General features: G+C 45.9%; 25 protein-coding genes. 20 read left to right on the forward strand and 5 right to left on the reverse strand.

All coding sequences use genetic code 11. The features are described 5' to 3' along the window. Positions 1-2: 2 nt before the first annotated feature. The 13 genes from ACPXXB_RS07085 (at position 3) to cmoB (ending at position 10,120) form a co-directional block, all read left to right on the forward strand. Positions 3-365 (forward strand): hypothetical protein, encoded by a 363-nt coding sequence (locus tag ACPXXB_RS07085; RefSeq protein ID WP_423905906.1) that lies wholly within the window; start codon positions 3-5, stop codon positions 363-365. Positions 366-395: 30 nt separating this feature from the next. Continuing rightward, the gene (locus ACPXXB_RS07090) at positions 396-614 is read left to right on the forward strand and encodes a hypothetical protein (protein WP_423905908.1); all 219 of its coding nucleotides are present in this window, start codon (positions 396-398) and stop codon (positions 612-614) included. Between the two features lie 2 nt (positions 615-616). Then, positions 617-937, forward strand: coding sequence for a hypothetical protein (locus ACPXXB_RS07095; RefSeq protein ID WP_423905910.1), 321 nt, complete (start codon positions 617-619; stop codon positions 935-937). Between the two features lie 50 nt (positions 938-987). Beyond that, complete coding sequence (locus ACPXXB_RS07100) at positions 988-2,520, forward strand: acyl-CoA carboxylase subunit beta (RefSeq protein WP_423905913.1); 1,533 nt, start codon at positions 988-990, stop codon at positions 2,518-2,520. 122 nt (positions 2,521-2,642) lie between these two features. Next, positions 2,643-2,861 (forward strand): DUF1902 domain-containing protein, encoded by a 219-nt coding sequence (locus ACPXXB_RS07105; RefSeq protein ID WP_423911044.1) that lies wholly within the window; start codon positions 2,643-2,645, stop codon positions 2,859-2,861. Positions 2,862-3,196: 335 nt separating this feature from the next. Continuing rightward, on the forward strand, positions 3,197-4,309 hold the full coding sequence (locus ACPXXB_RS07110; protein WP_423905916.1) for a hypothetical protein: 1,113 nt from the start codon (positions 3,197-3,199) through the stop codon (positions 4,307-4,309). 52 nt (positions 4,310-4,361) lie between these two features. Further along, positions 4,362-4,499, forward strand: a complete 138-nt coding sequence (locus ACPXXB_RS07115; RefSeq protein ID WP_423905919.1) for a hypothetical protein — start codon at positions 4,362-4,364, stop codon at positions 4,497-4,499. A gap of 128 nt (positions 4,500-4,627) precedes the next feature. Beyond that, positions 4,628-4,837, forward strand: coding sequence for a type II toxin-antitoxin system HicB family antitoxin (locus ACPXXB_RS07120; protein WP_423905921.1), 210 nt, complete (start codon positions 4,628-4,630; stop codon positions 4,835-4,837). 13 nt (positions 4,838-4,850) lie between these two features. After that, on the forward strand, positions 4,851-6,893 hold the full coding sequence (locus tag ACPXXB_RS07125) for an acetyl-CoA carboxylase biotin carboxylase subunit (protein ID WP_423905924.1): 2,043 nt from the start codon (positions 4,851-4,853) through the stop codon (positions 6,891-6,893). Between the two features lies 1 nt (position 6,894). Continuing rightward, positions 6,895-7,896, forward strand: a complete 1,002-nt coding sequence (gene meaB, locus ACPXXB_RS07130) for a methylmalonyl Co-A mutase-associated GTPase MeaB (protein ID WP_423905927.1) — start codon at positions 6,895-6,897, stop codon at positions 7,894-7,896. 42 nt (positions 7,897-7,938) lie between these two features. Continuing rightward, entirely contained in the window at positions 7,939-8,343 is a 405-nt protein-coding gene (mce, locus tag ACPXXB_RS07135) for a methylmalonyl-CoA epimerase (RefSeq protein WP_423905930.1), read from the forward strand. 35 nt (positions 8,344-8,378) lie between these two features. Next, positions 8,379-9,104, forward strand: coding sequence for a carboxy-S-adenosyl-L-methionine synthase CmoA (cmoA, locus tag ACPXXB_RS07140; RefSeq protein WP_423905933.1), 726 nt, complete (start codon positions 8,379-8,381; stop codon positions 9,102-9,104). Further along, positions 9,104-10,120, forward strand: a complete 1,017-nt coding sequence (gene cmoB / locus ACPXXB_RS07145) for a tRNA 5-methoxyuridine(34)/uridine 5-oxyacetic acid(34) synthase CmoB (RefSeq protein ID WP_423905936.1) — start codon at positions 9,104-9,106, stop codon at positions 10,118-10,120. The genes cmoA and cmoB overlap by 1 nt, the downstream gene beginning before the upstream one ends. Positions 10,121-10,153: 33 nt before the next feature. Here cmoB and ACPXXB_RS07150 read toward each other — a convergent pair whose 3' ends face one another. From ACPXXB_RS07150 to ACPXXB_RS07165, 4 genes are all read right to left on the reverse strand, one after another. Then, complete coding sequence (locus ACPXXB_RS07150) at positions 10,154-10,669, reverse strand: dihydrofolate reductase (RefSeq protein ID WP_423905938.1); 516 nt, start codon at positions 10,667-10,669, stop codon at positions 10,154-10,156. Continuing rightward, positions 10,670-11,539 carry a thymidylate synthase gene (thyA, locus tag ACPXXB_RS07155; RefSeq protein ID WP_423905941.1) on the reverse strand — a complete coding sequence of 290 codons (870 nt, stop codon included), beginning with the start codon at positions 11,537-11,539 and terminating at the stop codon, positions 10,670-10,672. A gap of 4 nt (positions 11,540-11,543) precedes the next feature. After that, on the reverse strand, positions 11,544-12,731 hold the full coding sequence (locus tag ACPXXB_RS07160; RefSeq protein WP_423905942.1) for a penicillin-binding transpeptidase domain-containing protein: 1,188 nt from the start codon (positions 12,729-12,731) through the stop codon (positions 11,544-11,546). 211 nt (positions 12,732-12,942) lie between these two features. Next, a complete protein-coding gene (locus ACPXXB_RS07165) occupies positions 12,943-13,419 on the reverse strand; it encodes a DnaJ domain-containing protein (protein ID WP_423905945.1) in 477 nt (158 codons plus the stop codon). A 12-nt stretch (positions 13,420-13,431) separates the two neighbouring features. Here ACPXXB_RS07165 and ACPXXB_RS07170 point away from each other — a divergent pair, with 12 nt between their 5' ends. The 7 genes from ACPXXB_RS07170 (at position 13,432) to ACPXXB_RS07200 (ending at position 20,548) form a co-directional block, all read left to right on the forward strand. Beyond that, on the forward strand, positions 13,432-13,677 hold the full coding sequence (locus ACPXXB_RS07170; RefSeq protein ID WP_423905948.1) for a hypothetical protein: 246 nt from the start codon (positions 13,432-13,434) through the stop codon (positions 13,675-13,677). Between the two features lie 183 nt (positions 13,678-13,860). Then, positions 13,861-15,357, forward strand: a complete 1,497-nt coding sequence (locus ACPXXB_RS07175; RefSeq protein ID WP_423905951.1) for an acyl-CoA dehydrogenase family protein — start codon at positions 13,861-13,863, stop codon at positions 15,355-15,357. 35 nt (positions 15,358-15,392) lie between these two features. Next, positions 15,393-16,640, forward strand: coding sequence for an ABC transporter substrate-binding protein (locus ACPXXB_RS07180; RefSeq protein ID WP_423905953.1), 1,248 nt, complete (start codon positions 15,393-15,395; stop codon positions 16,638-16,640). Positions 16,641-16,702: 62 nt separating this feature from the next. Next, entirely contained in the window at positions 16,703-17,581 is an 879-nt protein-coding gene (locus ACPXXB_RS07185; protein WP_423905955.1) for a carbohydrate ABC transporter permease, read from the forward strand. Between the two features lie 13 nt (positions 17,582-17,594). Then, a complete protein-coding gene (locus ACPXXB_RS07190; RefSeq protein WP_423905958.1) occupies positions 17,595-18,449 on the forward strand; it encodes a carbohydrate ABC transporter permease in 855 nt (284 codons plus the stop codon). A gap of 3 nt (positions 18,450-18,452) precedes the next feature. Continuing rightward, positions 18,453-19,562 carry an ABC transporter ATP-binding protein gene (locus tag ACPXXB_RS07195; protein ID WP_423905959.1) on the forward strand — a complete coding sequence of 370 codons (1,110 nt, stop codon included), beginning with the start codon at positions 18,453-18,455 and terminating at the stop codon, positions 19,560-19,562. Positions 19,563-19,576: 14 nt separating this feature from the next. After that, positions 19,577-20,548, forward strand: a complete 972-nt coding sequence (locus ACPXXB_RS07200; protein ID WP_423905961.1) for an ROK family protein — start codon at positions 19,577-19,579, stop codon at positions 20,546-20,548. A gap of 164 nt (positions 20,549-20,712) precedes the next feature. On the opposite strand, the gene ACPXXB_RS07205 is transcribed toward ACPXXB_RS07200, so the two are convergent. Continuing rightward, on the reverse strand, positions 20,713-20,940 hold the full coding sequence (locus ACPXXB_RS07205) for a hypothetical protein (RefSeq protein WP_423905964.1): 228 nt from the start codon (positions 20,938-20,940) through the stop codon (positions 20,713-20,715). Positions 20,941-21,148 lie beyond the last annotated feature (208 nt).

Raw genomic sequence — 21,148 nt, forward strand, 5'->3', positions numbered from 1 at the left:
TAATGAAAGTAATTTGTTTTTCGATTTTGTTGCGGGCGATATTGAACGCAAGCGGATGCGTTTCATCCCGCCCGCCAATTGATTTGTCAGGTTCAATTTATAGTGGACCGTCTCCAGTTGCGGATAAACCTCAGTTAACTGTGGTTGAAATTATCAATAAGGCGCCAGATGTGGAGCATAAATTTCAGCAAGTGTTCGCTAGCGCTCTTGTGTCCATCAGTGTTCCAGAAAAAACACAGGATACGGTGGAAGCAGATTTGCGGAGATATTTTGAACAACGAACAAAAATTTCAGAAACGGCAAACAAATCGCTGCGTGTAGTGATACATAAAGCAGAATCATATTTAGTTTCTCCTGCTATATAGACAGTTGCGTTTGTTAACATTTTTCATAGTATGTCTGACCCTGATACAGAGTTTAGTATTTTGTTAAAAATCAACATTGAAGTAGAAGAAAACGGGACGGTTATCAGCACATATTTTTTTGATGACGAGATTAGAATACGCGGAAAGTATAAGGGTTGGGAACGACAAGGCGTTTCTTACCAAAAATTAATCAAAAAATATCGCAATAGATTATTTCGCGAACTGGATTTTTATTTTCTGGGTAGATAGTTATGAGCACAATGAAAGTCACGGCATGGGCAAATGGGGCGCATGATTGCCCCGCAACGGCGTATGGTTTTAAGGTAAAACCATGTGATAGAGAAAAATATTTTGATAGAGGCTGGAAGACTGTAACAATCGTTTTGCCCACCGGTAAAGAAATACAAGTGAATGTTGATAAAAAATCATTTTGGAATAAATGCCCAGAGTTGATTAACAAAGAAATACGAGATTGGCTGCGTGAAACCAAAGAAGCGCCATGGGATCCGGGTTGTCCTCCAACATTTGAAATGACCGTGCAAGCAAATGGAAAATTTACTATTTCTACATAGATTTATCTTTTCCACCAACAAGCGACCTCTTTTTTATCGACGGCATCGTCATGCATGAAATAATCAAACAGTTGGAAAAAAAGCGCGAACTTGCCAAACTGGGCGGCGGCGAAAAACGCATCCAGACGCAACACGCCAAAGGCAAACTGACCGCGCGCGAGCGCATCGAGGTTTTGTTCGATCAAGACAGCTTCGAGGAGTGGGATATTTTTGTCGAGCATCGCTGCACCGATTTCGGCATGCAGGAAAAAACCATCCCCGGCGACGGCGTGGTCACCGGTTACGGCACCATCAACGGCCGGCTGGTGTTCATCTACAGCCAGGATTTCACCGTGTTTGGCGGCTCGCTGTCGGAAGCCCATGCGGAAAAAATCTGCAAAGTGATGGATCAGGCGATGAAAGTGGGTGCGCCGATTATCGGCATCAGCGATTCCGGCGGCGCGCGCATTCAGGAGGGGGTCGCTTCCCTGGGCGGCTATGCCGAAGTATTCCAGCGCAATGTGTTGGCATCGGGCGTGGTGCCGCAAATTTCCCTAGTTATGGGGCCGTGTGCCGGCGGCGCGGTTTATTCGCCGGCCATCACCGATTTTATTTTCATGGTCGAAGACAGTTCCTATATGTTTGTGACTGGCCCAGATGTGGTCAAGACCGTGACCCATGAGGAAGTCTCCGCGGAAGATTTAGGTGGCGCGACAACGCATACTTGCCGTTCCGGCGTCGCCGACTTGGCGTTCGAGAATGATGTGCAAACACTGTTGATGACCCGACGATTTTTTAATTTTCTGCCATCGAACAACCGCGACCGTCCACCGCATCTCAGTAGCGACGATTCTCCCGCGCGCACGGAAAAATCCATGGACACGCTAATCCCGGACAATCCTAACCTGCCTTACGACATCAAGGAGATTATCGTCAAGATAATTGACGAGGGTGATTTTTTTGAACTGCAACCGAACTACGCCAAAAATATTGTCATTGGCTTCGCACATATGCAAGGCAACAGCGTCGGTTTCGTGGCTAATCAGCCGATGGTGCTGGCCGGTTGCCTGGACATCAATGCGTCCATCAAGGCGGCGCGCTTCGTCAGATTTTGCGATGCCTTCAACATTCCCATCGTCACCCTGGTCGATGTGCCAGGATTCATGCCCGGCACTGCTCAGGAATATGGCGGCATCATCAAACACGGCGCGAAACTTTTATACGCCTACGCCGAATGCACCGTGCCGAAAATCACCCTGATTACGCGCAAAGCCTACGGCGGCGCCTACGACGTGATGGCCTCCAAGCATCTGCGCGGTGATGTCAACCTAGCTTGGCCGAGCGCCGAAATCGCGGTGATGGGACCGAAAGGCGCGGTGGAAATTATCTTCCGAGAAGAAGCAAAAGACCCGGCCGCAATCGAAGCGCGCACCGAGGAATACCGGGAAAAATTCGCCAACCCGTTTGTGGCCGGGCGGCGGGGTTATATCGATGATGTAATATTCCCCCGCGATACGCGCAAACGGTTATGCCGGTCGCTGGCGATGTTGAGGAACAAGAAACTGGAAAATCCATGGCGGAAGCATGGGAATATACCGTTGTGATAGGATGTGGTATTTTACTGATTGCACGATTTACAAACGTCATTACTTAATTACTATGAAGGTATTATGAAATACCCTATTAGTTTTCCTTTAGCAAGTGTGTTTGCACGACTTGGTGCGACATTAATTATACACGTCGACTTTTTTTCGACCCTGTAGCAAAAGTATTTATTGCCACAAGCACTGATATTCCCGGCCTGGTTGTAGAAGCAGAAACATTTGTCGATCTTGAAAGTGAAACAGAAGAAGCTATTCCTAACTTATTATCATTAAAAAATAATAAAGCATTCCATAAAATTTCTGCTGAGGTTGTATTTAAGGATCATATGGCGATGGCATGATTGGATATGAAAAAGCCGTAAAAAATATATTGAAGAAACATGGTTGGGCATGTCCTCGTTCCGCAAAAGGATCTCACGAATACTGGGGGTAAAGATGGGTGCAATCCAATCAGCGTGCCACATAATTGCAAATCAAGACATACCGCTAACGCCATACTGAAAGCGGCTCATATTGACCGTTCTTTCTGAAAAAGTATGAGAGACAATACTGCAGAGACGCGATCGCAAACGGTTGTGTATATCGCTGGCGATGTTGCGGAACAAGAAACTGGAAAATCCGTGGCGGAAGCATGGGAATATACCGCTGTGATAATTATATTGATGAGAAAAAAACTATGAGCGATGAGGGCGAGATTATGACACTTGAAGAATTTATTGGGAATATACGAAAAGCCTTGGAGAAAGGTTCATTTCCGAATGAAGCCAGTATTTCACGACAGGTAGTGGAGCCGATTCTCAGATTGCTGGGCTGGGATACATCGAACCCTGATACGGTGCGCTATGAAAAAAACTTCGGTAAAGGGAAAGCCGATATTGCTCTTGAGCATGAAGATAGGACACATGTGGTACTTGAAGTCAAAAAGCTAGGCAGTGCTGATGGTGCCGAAAAGCAGTTATTTGAATATACGTACCACGCCGGAGTTTCGCTTGCAGTATTAACAACAGGTCAAGAGTGGGAGTTTTATTTGCCCCTGAAAGCAGGGGCCTATCAAGATCGACAGGTATACAAACTTGATATATCTGTTCGCAGCATTGAGGAATCTGTTTATAGATTGAGGCGGTACTTGTCTTGTCAAGATGTGTGTAACGAGCAAGCCGTGAAGATGGCCGAGGAAGATCACAAAGATAAAGCCCGAGCCAAGGATATCGAGGATGCATTCCCTAAAGCATGGGTCCGAATTTTGTCGGAGTGTGATGATAGGCTGATAGAAATTCTGCAAGATAAAGTTGTAGATATATGCGGTTACAATCCGGATGCCGATGCTGTGAAGGTATTTATCAGGACACAATCTGAAAAGACGATGGTGTCACCACAACCGCCGAGATCGGCTCCTGTGGTCACCGAGAGAAAGAGGAGTCCAACGAGCGGCTCAAAAAAACTGCAAGGCTTTGAGTTGCACGGCAGGAGACATGATGCACGCAATGGCGTCAATACTTTGGTCGCCGTTTTTGAGGAACTGATAAAACTGAACTCTTCTTTTCCTGACAGATTTATGGAAATTCATCCTGGAGGGAAGCGCCGTTGGCTTGCGAGTAAACAGATCGATTTATACCCTAACCGTCCTGATCTTTGTAGAGATTCCTCTCGTCAACTTTCCACTGGTCATTGGGTCAGCACAAATTACAACAGAGAAACCATTGAAAACATTATCAAGGCTGCATGTGAAGTGGCTCGAATTAATTATAGGACCGATCTTAAAATTCTCTACAAGACAAGTGAACCGTAAACCGACCAATAAAATGTCATCTATATTCATTCATCATCGCCGAGAGAAACTGTTGAACGCGATTGCATATTTCTCCCGCAACACCAAATATTGCTACACGATCAAGTTATTCAAACTCCTGTATTTCCTGGATTTTGAGCATTATCGCCAGACGGGCAGCTCGGTCGCTGGCGATGTTGCTGCCGAATGAAGAAGACGCATTGGATTGCTTGAAAAGAACAATCAAAATCATACAGACCTTGTATAAAACCAAGAAACAAGGACACGAAGAATCTTCCTGTTCTCCATCATGGTGATTCACACAAGAGGCATTGAACAGTGCAAGCCACACTAACCGTAATTATCGAGAAAGAAGAAGACGGCTATGTCGCGCTTTGTCCCGAGGTGGAGGTGGCAAGCCAAGGCGATACCGTTGATGAAGCCCGCAAAAACCTGACAGAGGCACTGGAGTTGTTTTTTGAATGTGCATCGGAATATGAAATCAAGGAACGATTAAGAGGAGAAATATATGCCTCGCCGCGAGTTTGAATAAAACATCCCAATGCTCCAAAAAATCCTGATTGCAAATCGCGGTGAAATCGCCTGCCGCATTATCAAAACGGCGCGGCGTATGGGTGTCGCCACGGTGGCGGTTTATTCGGATGCCGACCGTAATGCCAGGCATGTTGCCGAGGCTGACGAGGCGGTGCATATTGGCGATGCGGTTGCGGCGGAGAGTTATTTGAACGGCACCAAAATCATTGCTGCATGCAAGCAAACCGATGCCCAAGCGGTTCATCCAGGGTATGGATTCCTCTCCGAGAACGCTGCTTTCGCTGGTCGGCTTAAGCAGGCAGACATCGCCTTCATCGGCCCCGGCCCTGACGCCATCGAAGCCATGGGCGACAAGCTCGCTTCCAAGGCACTGGCGCAAAAAGCCGGCGTGAACACCATCCCCGGCCACAGCGAAGTGGTGGCCGATGCTGCCGAAGCGGTGAAAATTTCCGAGGAAATCGGCTACCCGGTGATGATCAAGGCCAGCGCCGGCGGTGGCGGCAAGGGGATGCGCGTCGCGCACAACCGGGACGAGGCGGAGGCGGGATTTGAACGCGCTGCCAGTGAGGCGCTTTCCAGCTTCGGTGACGGGCGTATTCTTATCGAGAAATTCATTGACCAGCCGCGCCATATTGAGATACAGGTTATCGCCGATTCATATGGCAACGTGGTCACGCTGAATGAACGCGAATGCTCGATTCAGCGGCGCCATCAGAAGGTCATCGAAGAAGCGCCGTCGCCATTCATCGACAAAAAAACCCGCGCGGCCATGAGCGCGCAAGCCATTGTCTTAGCCAAGGCGGTCGATTATCGATCAGCAGGCACGGTTGAGTTTATTGTGGACGCTAATCATAAATTCTATTTTCTGGAAATGAATACCCGCCTGCAAGTGGAGCATGCGGTGACCGAAATGATCACCGGCCTTGATTTGGTTGAGTTGATGATTCGAGTCGCGGCTGGCGAAAAACTTGCCATAAAGCAAGCCGATGTGAAAATCAATGGCTGGTCGATGGAAACGAGAATCTACGCGGAAAATCCGCATCGGAATTTTCTGCCGTCAAGCGGTCGGTTGTCGAAGTACCAGCCACCGCTTGAAAGTGAATGTTTGCGTGTCGATAGCGGGGTTGAAGAAGGTGCCGAGATCTCGATGTTTTATGATCCTATGATTGCCAAAGTAATCAGTTGGGGGGAAACTCGGGAACAGGCGATCGCTAATATGCAAACCGCGCTGGGTCAATACTATATTCGAGGCGTCGAAACAAACTTATCGTTTATCTGTGCAATTATGGGCCATTCTCGATTCCAGGCCGGTGAATTCACAACCAATTTTATAGCAGAGGAATATCCTGACGGCTTTTCTCCTCCTGAATCCAGCGAACATGCGCGTATCAATTTAATATGTGTAATGACTGCATTGCATTATCGTTTGACCAATCGTGCTGCGAGCGTTTCCAGTCAAGCGCCTGATTACGATAGAAATGTGGAAACCAATTGGGTGGTTGTCATTGGGCAGCATAATTATCAAACCGGCATTGCCATCGATCCCGTTGCCGCCAGCACTAAAACCAATGGACAAGATGAAAACGGAAAAAGCAACCTGAGTTTCAGCCGCATAAATTTTAATGGCCAAAGCTATTTGGTGGAAGATGGCTGGCAACCTGCCCAGTTAATATATTCAGGTCTAGTCAACGGACAACAGATTCATTTGCAAATTGAAAAGAACGGTTATGGGTATGATGTAACCCAGGCAGGAAATTTGAAAACCATCTATGTCCTTACCCGGCGAACCGCCGAGTTAAATGAAAAGATGCCAGTGAAGCAACGCACAGATCAATCTCATTTCCTGCTCTCTCCCATGCCCGGATTGTTGGTATCGTTGGGTGTCAAACAGGGGCAGACAGTAAAGACGGGAGAGGAACTTGCAGTGATTGAATCTATGAAAATGGAAAATTCGCTGCGTGCAGACCATGATGGCGTGGTTGCCAAAGTGTTAGTGGAAGCCGGCGTAACTTTGGAAGTTGATCAAGCCATCCTCGAATTTGAACAGTAATTTGAACGGCAATTTAAACGATAAGTTAAGGCGAGTGATCAATATCGACAAGTTGCGTTGCGCTGATCGACGCACCCTGGCACGCGGGATTACTCTGTTGGAATCCACCAGAGAAGATCATCGGCAACAAGCCGAGGCGTTAATTCAGTCGGTCATGCCCTATAGCGGGAACTCGATTAGAATTGGCTTAACTGGTGTTCCCGGTGTGGGCAAATCAACCCTGATAGAAACACTGGGGAATCATGTCATTAGTCGAGGGCACAAAATTGCAGTGCTCGCGGTGGACCCAAGCTCAACATTAAGCGGTGGTTCAATCCTGGGGGACAAAACCCATATGCCGACTCTGGCTACTAATGAAAAAGCATTTATCCGCCCCACGCCTGCTGGAGAGACCTCCGGTGGAGTGGCTCGAAGAACCAGAGATGCCATTGTTTTATGCGAAGCAGCCGGGTTTGATGTCATTATTGTTGAAACGGTTGGGGTCGGGCAGTCCGAAACTCTGGTCAGCGAAATGACTGACATGTTTATATTGATGCTGCTTCCTGGTGGCGGCGATCAACTGCAAGGCATTAAACGCGGCATTGTGGAATTGGCGGACCTGGTTATTGTCAATAAGGCGGATAGTGAATTGCAATCCAAAGCAACTTTGGCGGCAGCAGATATTCAGCATGCACTCGGATTAATCAAACCACGGTATCCGGATTGGCAAGTCTCGGTGATTACCAGCTCGGCATTGGAAAACAAAAACATTGCAGAAATCTGGACCTCAATTAATGATTTCCGGACCTTGCTGAGTGGCGATGGCCGGATCGTATCGCGTCGGCGGCAACAGGCCAAAACCGGATTATGGATGGAAACCCAGAATCTTTTGTTATCCGCGCTGAAGAATAACCAAGAGGTTCGTGAGTCGTTATCCCGTCTTCAGGAAAGTGTTGCCAACGGGAAAATTCCTCCGACCATCGCAGCCAGACAATTAGTTTCCAAATTTCTTGACGGGAAGTAATGGCGGTAAGTAATTTTGAATAAATTAATGGAGGTTGCCTAAATGATTGGCAGATTGAACCATGTTGCAATCGTTGTTCCAGACCTTGATGCTGCCAGCGTACTGTATCGAGAGCAGTTTGGTGCGCAAGTGTCTGAAAAGGTTGATTTGCCCGACCACGGCGTGACCACCGTTTTTGTTGATTTGTCTAATACGAAAATTGAATTACTGTATCCACTGGGGGCTGAATCGCCGATTGATCGATTTCTTGAAAAAAATCCCGATGGGGGAATTCATCACTTGTGTTATGAAGTCGAGGATATTGAGCGGGCGGCGCAAAAGTTACAACAACAAGGGATGCGAATTTTAGGGGATGGAAAACCGACGACCGGCGCCCACGGCAAGCCGGTAATTTTTTTGCATCCCAAAGATACGATGGGGACGTTAATCGAGCTTGAACAGGTCTGACTCAGGGTTTTTAATTTCGAGGATGGGTTGAGCGGATGGATAAAGATAAACTCTTTGCACAAGCGCTTCCTCAGGTTGTCGATTTTAAGTTCGATGAATCCGTATCCAAGATTTTTCCGGATATGATTCGCCGGTCGGTGCCCGGCTATGAAACCATTATCAAGTTAACCGGGTTGATCGCAGAAAAACATGCTCAGCCCGCTACCAATATTTATGATCTGGGGTGCGCTCTTGGCGCCTCAATGTTGTCTATGTCCTCCGCAATAAACCAGGAATCCATACAGTATATTGGTATCGATAATTCTGCGGCGATGTTGGAGGAGTGCCAAAAGATTTTGCAACCTGTCATTCCCCGACATGAACTCCAATTGATTGAAAAAAATGTAGAAGATGCAGCGATTGACAATGCCTGTGTTGTGGTAATGAACTTCACTTTGCAGTTCATCAACCCGGCGCTACGCGACCAATTGGTTGAGCGTATATACCAGGGGCTGATTCCTGACGGGGTATTTATCGTTTCCGAAAAAATAGATTTCAGCAACGCTCAGGAATCCACATTGCAGCAACAACTGCATGAGCAATTCAAGATTTCCAATGACTATAGCAAACTGGAGGTGAGTCAAAAACGCGCTGCCCTGGAGAGAGTCATGATACCTGATGACCGTGAACAACACTTGGATCGTCTTCGACGGGTTGGATTTAAAAATGCCGTGCAATGGTTCCAGAGTTTTAATTTCGCTTCCTTTGTCGGCGTGAAATAATGATTCAACCCGAAACGCTGCGTAGGCAATTACGAAACTCTCCGCTCGAATCCATGGCTGAGGCATTTATTCATTCGACAATATCGGCAATGAATCATCGTCGCCACGGTGATCTTGACAAATGGGTGAATATCATTGATGCATTACCCGAAGCCTGTCCATCGGTTGTTGAACTGGACCAGGCGGTAGTCAAAATCGGGCGAATTGAAGATATGGATGCCGATGCCAGGGACCAACTAAAACAGCTATTGCTCGAACTTCAACCCTGGCGCAAAGGGCCGTTTGAGGTGTTCGGCATCTTGGTCGACAGCGAATGGCGATCCAATATTAAATGGGGTCGGCTGGAAAGTGTAATCCGCCCTCTGAAGGATCGTCTGATTCTGGATGTGGGTTGCGGAAATGGATACTACATGTTGCGAATGCTTGGCGCCGGCGCTAGATATGTACTCGGCATTGAACCCTGCCAATTATTTATCGCTCAATACAACGCCTTGCAAAAATGCTTATCCAAAAAATACGAGGCCGAAAAATACGAGACTGGATCACCGAGTTCAATTTTACCGTTGCGCTGCGAAGAAATCCCTTTTGACGCAATTGAAGACAAGGGCATTGGTTTTGATACGGTATTTTCCATGGGTGTTCTTTACCACCGTAAAAAACCAATGGCGCATTTAGCTGAATTGGCGAGGTGCCTGAAACCAGGCGGAGAGCTGGTAATGGAAACCCTGATTATCAACGGTGATGCACAGGATATACTGGTGCCGAAAAGCACATATGCGAAAATGTCCAACATATGGTGCATTCCTTCGGAATTGAAATTACAGGAAATGTTAAGTGAGACGGGATTTAAAAAGATAACAACAGTTGATATCACCGCAACGCGCATAGACGAGCAACGACGAACGCAATGGATGACCTTTGAATCATTGTCAGATTTTCTCGATTCCGGGGATCAAACGAAAACCATTGAAGGCTATCCGGCGCCGCTAAGAATTGTAGTGACCTGCGTCAAATAATTTCCGACCAGTAAATTTTCGGTCGGCGTTAGATCATTTTCGACCGTATATAACGTTTATCAACGGCGAATTTGTTATTGGAGTGGTGCTTATTGTCTGCCATTGGTTTGGATCAATATCGGGGAACCTGGTTGCGTTTGGAGACTGAATCACATCGGGTACGTAAGTGATATCCAATAACCTCAGCCAGGAAAATATTGCACTGTAAATTTGTCCGCCGCCAATAATCCAGACATTCTCTCCCGCACAAGCATCAATTGCCCGTTCGATACTTCGAAAATGTTCAACATGGTTTGCAGGGTCGGTGTTTACCGGATTATTGTTTGTCGGATTTTGACCGATTACGATATTGCGGCGCCTGGGCAAGGGTCGGCAACCAATAGATTCCCAGGTAAGTCGGCCCATTATAATCGTGCAATCAAGCGTCACGCGTTTAAATCGCTTTAGATCTTCAGAATAATGCCAGGGTATTTTTCCACCCAATCCAATGACATTTTCCCGAGTCATGGCAGCGATGGCGCCCCGAATCGGAGTGTGTGCTTGATCCATCTATACCGCAACCTTGAATGATATGGCTGGATGCGGGTCGTAGTTATGGACAATAAATTTGGACATTATTTGCTCTGTGTCCAGAGATAACAGAGGCTCGATATCGTCAAGGGATTTAATTTCCGGGCTAATTTCCAACGTCGGTAATTTTCGGGGCTCTCTGGTTAGTTGTTGCCGTAGTCCGGGGGCATGATCGTATTCTGCCATGCTTCCATCCGCTTTTGACGTATATATATGCGCATCAATCAGAGTATGGCCAAAAATGCCCGCGGGAATTCCGCTGAAGCGAGAAAAAAGCGCAAGTAAAAAAGCATACCCGGCGATGTTATAAGGCACACCCAAAGCGATATCACAACTTCTTTGGGTCAGGTGCAGACATAGATAGGGCAACCCGTCGGCGTCGAATTGGGTGTTGACCAACCAAAATGCGTGGCAGGGCGGTAATGCACTGGTTTGCGCATTACCGGGGGCCCAGGCAGAAACGGCCATTCGCCTGCTCATTGGGTTGGATTTTAATTGTGCTGCCACATATGCGATTTGGTCGTTGGTTTGATTGTTTGGCAACGGAAAGTGGCGCCAGAAACTACCGTAGGCACTCGGCACTTTGCCGTTTTCATCGGCCCAGTGATCCCAAAATTTGCAATTGTGTTTCTTTAGCAGTGCAATATCCGTTTTGCCGGATAAAAACCACAAATTTTCGATGACAATATTTTTCCAGGATATCTCCTTCGTGGTCAGCAACGGAAACCCTTCTCTCAAATCGATCTCATAGTTAATATTGAAGGTGGACAGGGTGTCCACGCCGGTGCGGTTGGCCTTCCTCTGACCAGTTTCCAGGACTTCCCTGGCGGCGTCAAGATATTGTTTCAAAGTACTAAGCGGATTTCTCGGAATTGCTTTTGTTTTGAGGGGCGAAATAAAATTCAAGTATTTCTCGGGCGAATCGAGTGGACTTGACGTACCATTTTTCCTTGTTGATACATAACATCGCGAAAGCAATTTTCTGATCACCATTTTCGCCAAAACCCACAAACCAATCGTACTTGCCGCGCGGTTTGAAACCCGTAAGAGATCCAGTTTTTCCGCCGACATTGACATTCGCCATCGCGCCTTTGTGAAACCCTCGAAAAGAAGTACGGGCAGATCCCTGTGTAATGGTGGTTTGCATCATTTTTTTCAATTGCCTGGACGAAGAATCGGACATGACTACAGAGAGTGCAGGTTGTTCGTGCACGTAAAGCGGAATACCATATGGCCCGATAAGAGACGCCACGATAACAGGTGCAACCACTTTGCCGCCATTCAATGCGGTGGTCGCCAATATCGCGGCATGCAGTGGTGACAGCGTGTTGTTAGTGGTGTAGCCGGCGGACATTTGCGCCACTTGCCACGGATCGTTCGGGTCGATTTCAATCCGTCCATTTTCAAATAAAATATCTGAGGCAAATTGGCCATTGAAACCCAATCGGTAGGCATATTCGAGCATGGTTTCGCCACCCAATTCGATTGCCCCGAGCCGCCCAAAAATAGTATTTACTGAGTTGGCAAAGGCTTGATCAAGGGTGAAATTTCGAGTCCATTTGTTTTTCTTGTGGTTAAACACATTCCTCTTGTATAGCGAAGTAGATTTTCCATTGAATGGGATCACCGTAGATCCATTTGCCTTATGTTCATTGAGCGCTGCAACAGCAGTGATAATCTTGGAAATAGAGGCTGCCGGGAAAGTATTGACCAGTGATAAATTCCCGTGATTGGCGCCATCATGGCCATCACGGGTTGAATCCGCCATCGCCAGAATGTGGCCGGTGTCCGGGGATATTGCAACGAACACCCCATAATCAGGATTGTACTTTTTTAAAAGTCGAATAGCCTCAAGCTGTAGATCAGGATCAAGGGTGTATTTGACTGTTAACGGATCGGACAGGTTTAACGGGCCGGACAGGCCGGGAATCGAAATACTATCCGGGAACGCTTTCAGGCGGACCGATGACGATATTACCTGTGCGATGTGTTGTTCCGTTATTCCCCAGTTACGTCCTTTTTCAGAGTCAACCAGACTCATGGCTGCGGGCCATGCAGATGCCAGCAGAATAATAATCAGGGAACTGATTTTAAACCAGAAGTATCTAACCAAATGTATCAGGATATCACCCTAGGCCACAATTATAGACCGCCCCGATTCTATCTCAATGGGCGGATGAATTTAAGCTTTTTGTGCGCTTCGTTTGTTCATAAAATATCAGGGTAGCCCGAATTTCAATCATAAATAAGGTTCATTGGTTCAGCAAAGTATCTTTTGCCTGATTAATTTGGGCAGCGAGAAAATCCGAACCGCCTCTATCGGGATGAATTTTCTGAATGAGCCTGCGGTGGGCATCAATGATATCCTGTTGGCTTGCGCCGACAGGTAAATCCAGAATTTTATAGGCCTCTTCGCGGGTCATTTTGGCAATAGTCGAAGATCGACTTCTATCGCTGTTGGTATTGTTATGGCGGCTTTGGTTGAATCGGTTCCACATTTGTCTTACCGTCAGCGCACGATTTATCCACGGCACAGCGGCGCCGAACAGGGCGAATAACCAAGGGATTCGACCTGTCAGCACCAGAATCAGCAGGGCGGCGGCGGTTCCGTATAGTAAAATACTGAGTAGCGATCGATTTCGTTGCTGATTGTCGACACGCTGGTACCAGGCCAAATACCACATTACACCAATCAGACCAACCAGGGCGAGAAATAATCTTGCTGCCATTGCCGAATTAAAATGCTTAATATAATTAGGCTAAATGTAATGGATTTTGATTGGTTTTGTCAGTATTTAGGGGCAGTTTTTTGGCGTAGCCAAAAATTACAGCCCCTTATGTCGGGGAAAATTGCTGTCGCAATTTTCCCCGACTTTTTAAATGATGCGGCTTACCGTGATGAACAGAATCCACCCAAGTCTGGATTTAATGACACCGATGGCGTATTATCGGCAGCTCACCATGACTGCCGGATTTTGCCGCAATAGGCAGTAAACCCGAACAACGATTTGACACCGCCATAGTAATAATGGAAACTACCCTTGAGTGCATATAGGGAGCGCATATAGATTTTCATGCTTGGACAGATAAACCGCAAGGAGCCTTGGTTGAAGGCCGAGGCAATGGACAATTGGTTCAATGTGCAAGTTACTATTTAGGGGGTTCTTAAGATGAGTGAATTTTACCAAAAAACTTTTCAGCTTAAAAATCAATTTTTAGACGATGATATTTTGTCTGGTTATCTTAAAAAATATTTGCCTGAAAAAATTTATAAAGAAATAACTCAAGAATTGACCAATCTCGGTGAGTGGGCTGCTAACGAGGGTGACCAACTTTCACTGCAAGCCGACAAAGAGATTCCAGAACACATTCCCTACTCTGCATGGGGAGAGAGGATCGACAAGGTGAAAACTTCTTCGGCTTGGAAATCTTTAATTCAGAAAGCTCAGCAAGAGGGGATTGTTTCAATCGGCTATGACAAAAAATACGCAGAGCATGGACGGCTTGTGCAAATGGCGAAACTCTATCTTTTTCATCCCTCTTCAGCTTTTGCCAGCTGCCCCATGGCTATGACAGATGGAGCGGCAAAAATCTTAGATATTTATGGAAAAACTCGCGAAACTCAAGCGGCTCTTCAAAAAGTAACATCTTGCGATCCAAAAACAGCATGGACTTCGGGCCAGTGGATGACTGAAAGAGCGGGCGGATCAGATGTGAGTCGCACTTCGACCATGGCGAAGAAAAGGGGCGACCACTATGAACTCACAGGAGACAAACACTTCACTTCAGCGGTAGATGCACAAATGGCTTTAGCTTTGGCATATGTTGATGAAGTGTCTCCCGATAAACTCAGTTTATTTTTTGTTCAACTTAAAAATAAAGATCAAAGTTACAACGGCGTTCAAGTGAATCGATTAAAAGATAAGTTGGGAACAAGGGCTCTTCCCACCGCCGAGCTGACCTTAAAAAAATGCAAAGCTCAACTTATTGGAGAGGTCGGGCGAGGTGTTGCCACTGTGTCCTCAATGTTAAACATCACAAGACTCTACAACTCAATTTGTAGCATGGGCTCTGCAAGACGGTGTCTGACTTTAATGAAAGAATACTCTTTAGTTAGAGATGTTTTTGGAAAAAAACTTTGCGATCAGGTTTTATATAAAAAAACTCAAGAGACTCTCAAGCAAGAATTCAAAGAACTTTTTTGCCTCACATTTTTTGTCAGCAATGTTCTTGGTAAAGTCGAACACAAAAAAGCCAGTTCCGAAGAAGAAAATTTATTAAGACTTCTTACTCCTGTTGTTAAAATTGTAACAGCTAAATTTGCAATCAAGGCGGCCAGCGAGTGCGTCGAAACATTTGGCGGCGCTGGATATGTCGAAGATGTGGGCGTTTCTCGATTTCTTAGAGATAGTCATGTTTTTTCCATTTGGGAGGGGTCCACAAATGTTTTGAGTCTTGATTTTTTAAGAGCCATTGAAAAAACAAAGGGGCTTTCGTCGTTAACAAAGTTTGTCGAAGACAACTCTCCTGATAAAACTTTAAATGAACAGTGGAAAAGCAAGAGTCGAGAATTTAAAAAGGCCTCAGATAAACAAGCGCTTTCCAGAGGCCTTGCCTTTTTTACCGCTAAAACTTTTGGCAGGGTTTTAACGGAAATAAACCCCTAAAATTAATTTAAACCAATGAAACAGGAATAAATATTATGCGTAAACAATTCTTGGTGTTAGCTGCTGTTGCAACAATCTTCGGGTTAAGCCCGCTGGCTATGGCCGAACCACAAGCAGAGGTATTACATTTTTGGACTTCAGGAGGCGAGGCTCGTTCTGTCGCTGTTTTACAAAAGGAGTTTGTGGCGAATGGCGGAATCTGGACAGATATGCCGGTTGCGGGTGGCGGCGGTGATGCCGCAATGACGGCTTTGCGCGCGCGTGTTCTGGCAGGCAATGCCCCGGCTGCCGCTCAGGTGAAAGGTCCGGCCATTCAGGAATGGTATGAAGAAGATGCGCTGGCTGATATTAGTGCGGTGGCCAATGCGGAAGGGTGGGACAAATTGCTTCCAAACGCCATCGCGCAACATATGAAATGTGAAGGTTCCTGGTGTGCGGCTCCGGTCAATGTTCATCGAGTTGACTGGATTTGGGCGAATGCCGAGGTTCTTGCCAAAGCAGACATTGAAATGCCAACCTCTTGGGAAGAATTTAATGCAAGTGCAAAAAAACTCAAATCTATGGGGATTATTCCATTGGCTCACGGTGGGCAAGCGTGGCAGGATGCCACCGTTTTTGAGGTGGTTGCGCTTGGCATCGGTGGCCCGGAGTTTTTTCGTAAGGCATTTGTAGAATTGGACGATGCCAGCCTGAAATCAAATACCATGATAGCGGTGTTTGATCAAGTGCGAATTTTACGCGGTTTTGTTGATGATAATTTTTCTGGCCGCGACTGGAATTTAGCAACCAGCATGGTCATCAATGGTGAGGCCGCTTTTCAAATCATGGGGGATTGGGCAAAGGGTGAATTTACAGCGGCGGGTAAAGTGCCCGGCATTGATTTTTTGTGCGCTTCAGCCCCTGGCGGAGGCTACCTCTACAATGTGGATTCATTTGCGATGTTCAGGGTTTCCGGTAGTGAAAAAGCAGAAGGACAGGCATTGTTAGCAAAACTCATTATGGGTGAAAATTTCCAAAAAGTGTTTAACCTGAATAAGGGCTCAATCCCGGCACGGGTAACGACTCCACTGAATGAGTTTGACTTTTGCGCCCAGCAATCTGCCTATGACATGGCAGTTTCGTCCGTGAATGGTTCGTTATTACCGTCCTATGCGCATGGCATGGCGCTACGCGGCGCACAAGCTGGGGCAATCACTGATGTGGTAACTGCTTTCTTTAACAGTAATATGTCATCAGATGAAGCAGTCGGACGTTTGTCGACAGCGATTAAAAATTCTCTGTAATTACCCATGAAAGAACCTCGTCATTACCCGGTGAGGCTCTTTTATTAACTAAAATAAAATCTATGATGACATGGATAGAAAGACATATCCCCAAGCTCGTGTTGGCCCCTTCATTTGCTGTTACCTTGGTATTTGTCTATGGGTTTATTGCGTGGACTGGCTATATTTCTTTTACAAAGTCGAAACTACTTCCAAAGTATGACCTGGTAGGCACGATTCAATATAACCGACTATTTGAATCGCCAAGATGGGGGGTTGCGCTGGATAATTTATTTGTGTTCACCACTGTATTTGTCCTTATATCGATGCTGTTGGGTTTAATTCTGGCGATCTTTCTTGATCAAAAAATTCGCGGTGAAGGGGTGCTTCGAACGATCTATCTTTACCCGATGGCACTCAGCATGATAGTTACCGGAACCGCATGGAAATGGTTGATGAATCCAGGTCTTGGCTTTCAAGCACAGATGCAGGAATTAGGGTTTGAAAATTTTAAATTTGATTGGATTATTGATCCAAATATGGCCATATATGCGATAGTCATTGCCGCAATTTGGCAAGCCTCTGGATTTGTTATGGCGCTTTTTTTAGCCGGCCTGAGATCTATCAATCAAGAAATTATCCAGGCCGCACAAATTGATGGTGTCCCCACCTATAGAATTTATGCATCGGTTATTATTCCTGCGATGTCTTCCATTTTTCTTTCATCTTTTATCGTTTTAATACATCTCGCTATAAAGTCTTTTGATCTGGTGATCTCGATGACCGGGGGAGGCCCAGGCTATGCCACCGATATGCCTGCGACCTATATGTACGCCATGGCCTTTTCACGAGGAAGTTTAGGCCAGGCAGCCGCCTCGGCATCAATTATGATGATGATTGTGTTTGCCATTGTGGTGCCCTACCTTTATTCAGAGTTACGTTCCACACGAGACCAATTTTAGCCGTGTTACTGCATTGATTATCCGATATTTTTTACGCTTCAGCCTGTATGCTATGCTGATAGGGATGGCACTGGTTTATCTCATTCCTTTATTTATTGTGGTGATCACATCGTTGAAGGATATGGAGGAAATTCGTACCGGCTCTTTGATATCCCTACCGCGTACGCTAACATTCCAACCTTGGATTACAGCATGGTCGGAAGCGTGCGCAGGTATTCAGTGCGACGGCGTGCGGCCCTACTTTTGGAATTCAGTGATTATTGCTATTCCTGCTGTGGCTATCTCAACAATTCTTGGAATGCTCAATGGATATATTATCGCACAATGGAAATTTCGCGGCGCAAATTTAATCTTTTCACTGATGCTGTTCGGGTGCTTTATTCCCTTCCAGATCGTTTTATTGCCAATGGCAAAAATGCTTGGATTGCTTGGTCTCGCAGGCTCCATCCCGGGTTTGGTGCTGGTCCATGTAGTCTATGGCATTGGTTTCACCACCTTGTTTTTCAGAAATTATTTTGTGACGATATCAAAGGAGCTGATGCGTGCTGCCAGAATAGATGGCGCAGGTTTTTTTAGAATTTGCTGGTCTATTTTTCTTCCCCTGTCATTACCAGTTATTGTGGTCACCGTGATTTGGCAATTTACGCAAATATGGAATGATTTTTTGTTTGGCGTTTCTTTTAGCCAGGCAGGAACGCAGCCCATTACGGTTGCGTTGAACAATATTGTTAATTCAACAACCGGGGTAAAAGAATACAATGTCGATATGGCGGCAGCCGTGTTATCAGCATTGCCGACTTTATTGGTCTATGTTGTTGCGGGAAAGTATTTTGTTCGGGGATTAACCTCAGGTTCAGTCAAGGGATAATTTATGAAAAACACAGCATTATCGGTAACCAATCTATGCAAATCCTATGGCCCAACCGAGGTGCTCAAGGATATTAATTTTGAAATAAAACAGGGTGATTTTCTGGTATTGGTAGGACCTTCTGGCTGTGGTAAATCGACTTTGCTCGGGTGCATTGCTGGACTGGAATCGTTAACCAGTGGGAGCATAAATATCAGCGGTCGCGATATGCAAAATGTGGATCCTGGCAATCGTGATATTGCCATGGTTTTTCAATCTTATGCGCTCTATCCAACCATGAGCGTTGCTAAAAATATTACATTCTCTCTTGCGGTTCGTGGCATTGACAAGAAAACCCGACAGGAAAAATTAAACCAGGTAGCAGAAAAATTACAGTTGGAAAATCTATTGCATCGAAAACCGGGGCAACTTTCAGGCGGACAGCGCCAACGTGTTGCTATGGGCCGTGCTCTTGTACGTGAACCGTCTTTGTTTCTTTTCGACGAACCGCTGTCTAATTTAGATGCAAAACTACGTGTCAGCATGCGTACAGAAATTAAAAAACTTCATGAAGATCTCGGTGCAACGATGGTTTATGTTACCCACGATCAAATTGAAGCGATGACGTTGGCTACAAAAATTGTTGTTATGAAGGATGGAGAGACACAACAAATTGGGACCCCTGCTGAAATCTATCATAAGCCTCACAATGTGTTTGTTGCTGATTTTATGGGGTCACCCAGCATAAATCTGCTTGATGCCTATGTCACACCAGATGACGCATGGATGACGGTCGAATTATATAATCGCGCCGGAGAAGAAATAATACTTAGACATCCCAACTGTCTAAAATATGTCAAGAAAAGATGCCAGGTAATCTTGGGCATACGTCCTGAGCATATATCGGATGTTGAAAATACCGATTCGGCACAGCATGGCGTAGGCAAGTGTGATATTGATGTTGTCGAACCCGCTGGCGCAGACACCTATATCATTACCGAGCTTTGCGGTAAAACCGTAACCGCTCGATTAAATGCAAATAAATCTATTCAGGCAGGAAGCAAGGCTCAACTTTATTTCGACTTATCCAATGCCTCTTTTTTTGATAAGAAAACAGGCGAAAGACTTACCTAGTAAGTTGGTATAGCATGTCTCTATTGGTTGCGGATATTGGCGGTACAAATATCCGTTTTGCACATATTCCAACAACTGCAGACACGCTAACAGATATTGAAGTTGTTTCTGGCTGCCATCACAAAACCCTGTTAGATGCACTTTCATCCTATATTGAGTTACACAACTTATCATCTATCAAAGAGGCGGTTATTGCCGTAGCTGGTCCTGTATTAGATGATCACATATCAGTAACCAACAGTCACTTGCAATTTTGCCAGCGGGATCTGATGGGTCGGCTAAATCTATCCAGATTATTGGTTATTAATGATTTTACCGCGCAGGCACTGGCGCAAACCCTTCCAAGCAACGACGAAAGATTATTGTTGCGTAAAGGAAAGTCAGAAACCACTGCGCCTTTATTGGTTATTGGGCCGGGAACAGGATTAGGGATTTCCGCTTTGATTCCAACGAATGACGGATTTTTCCCGGTGGAAGGCGAAGGTGGACACATTTCACTTTCACCGCAAAATCAAGCTGAGCAACATATTTTACATTCCCTGCAAAAATGTTATTCACATGTATCTGTTGAGCGCGTTGTGAGTGGTGCTGGGCTTGAGTATCTCTATCAGCATTTAACCAAACAATCCGGCAAACCAGCAAAATACGCTAATGCAGCAGAGATTGGAAACGCCGCCATTAACGGTGACGCCTCTTCAATAGATGCGGTTCGTTTGATGTTGGATTTTCTGGGAACGATAATTTCTGATCTTGCGCTTGTGCTAGGCGCCCGTCAAGGAATCGTCATCGTCGGAGGCATCATGCCAAAAATTCAGTCGGTTATTCCTCAAAGCCTTTTTTGGGATCGATTAACCCGAAAAGGAAGGTTATCCTCTTTTATAACGGATATTCCTGTGTGGCTATCCATTGATCCTTTTTCAGGATTAAAAGGTGCGCGTCATGCCATCAATAACCCGTATCTAGCTGCAAGGATAAGGTCAGCTTAATGAACGCTTTTTGATTAAATTGCTATTTTAGCGGTTGCTCCGCAGAAATGCAGTGTTACACAGGAGACACCAAAGAATAACGTGGATTTATAAGCCCGGATATTGCACGAAAACAGAGCTAACTTTAATCAACCGGTTTGTGAGCCTGATGTCCTGGCCCGACCCTAACCTGATGCCCTAGTGACCCAGCGCCAGAAAATGCTGGTTGGAGGATGGCTTCCGGTGAGGGTATAGCGCAACGCCTCGGAGGAAGTGATGATATGGTTAATTTTCCATTTTGCTTTAATGTCCCCGGCAAACAAAATACGGTCATCAGGATGTACCCGGGTTTTATCATCGGGCAGCAATATTTCGGTCGGTAATCGTTCTTTGCCGTGCCGCTGCAGCAACAATGCCACACAGGGCAGTTTTTCTTTCGATTAGTGGGTTCGCGCATCAAGTGATGCAAATGGATATTATCCCCTCGGTTAAATCGTTCAATGAAAGCGGCGGTGCGTTGGTGATTCAATGAGATTACCCAGGAAAGCGGATTCATGCCCTCCTCGCATGCTGTCAATTTGTTCGCCAGCGCACTCGCCCATTCATCGGATTGCTGCTTCA

The organism is Candidatus Spongiihabitans sp. (assembly GCF_965237845.1).
GTDB lineage: Bacteria > Pseudomonadota > Gammaproteobacteria > Arenicellales > Poriferihabitantaceae > Spongiihabitans.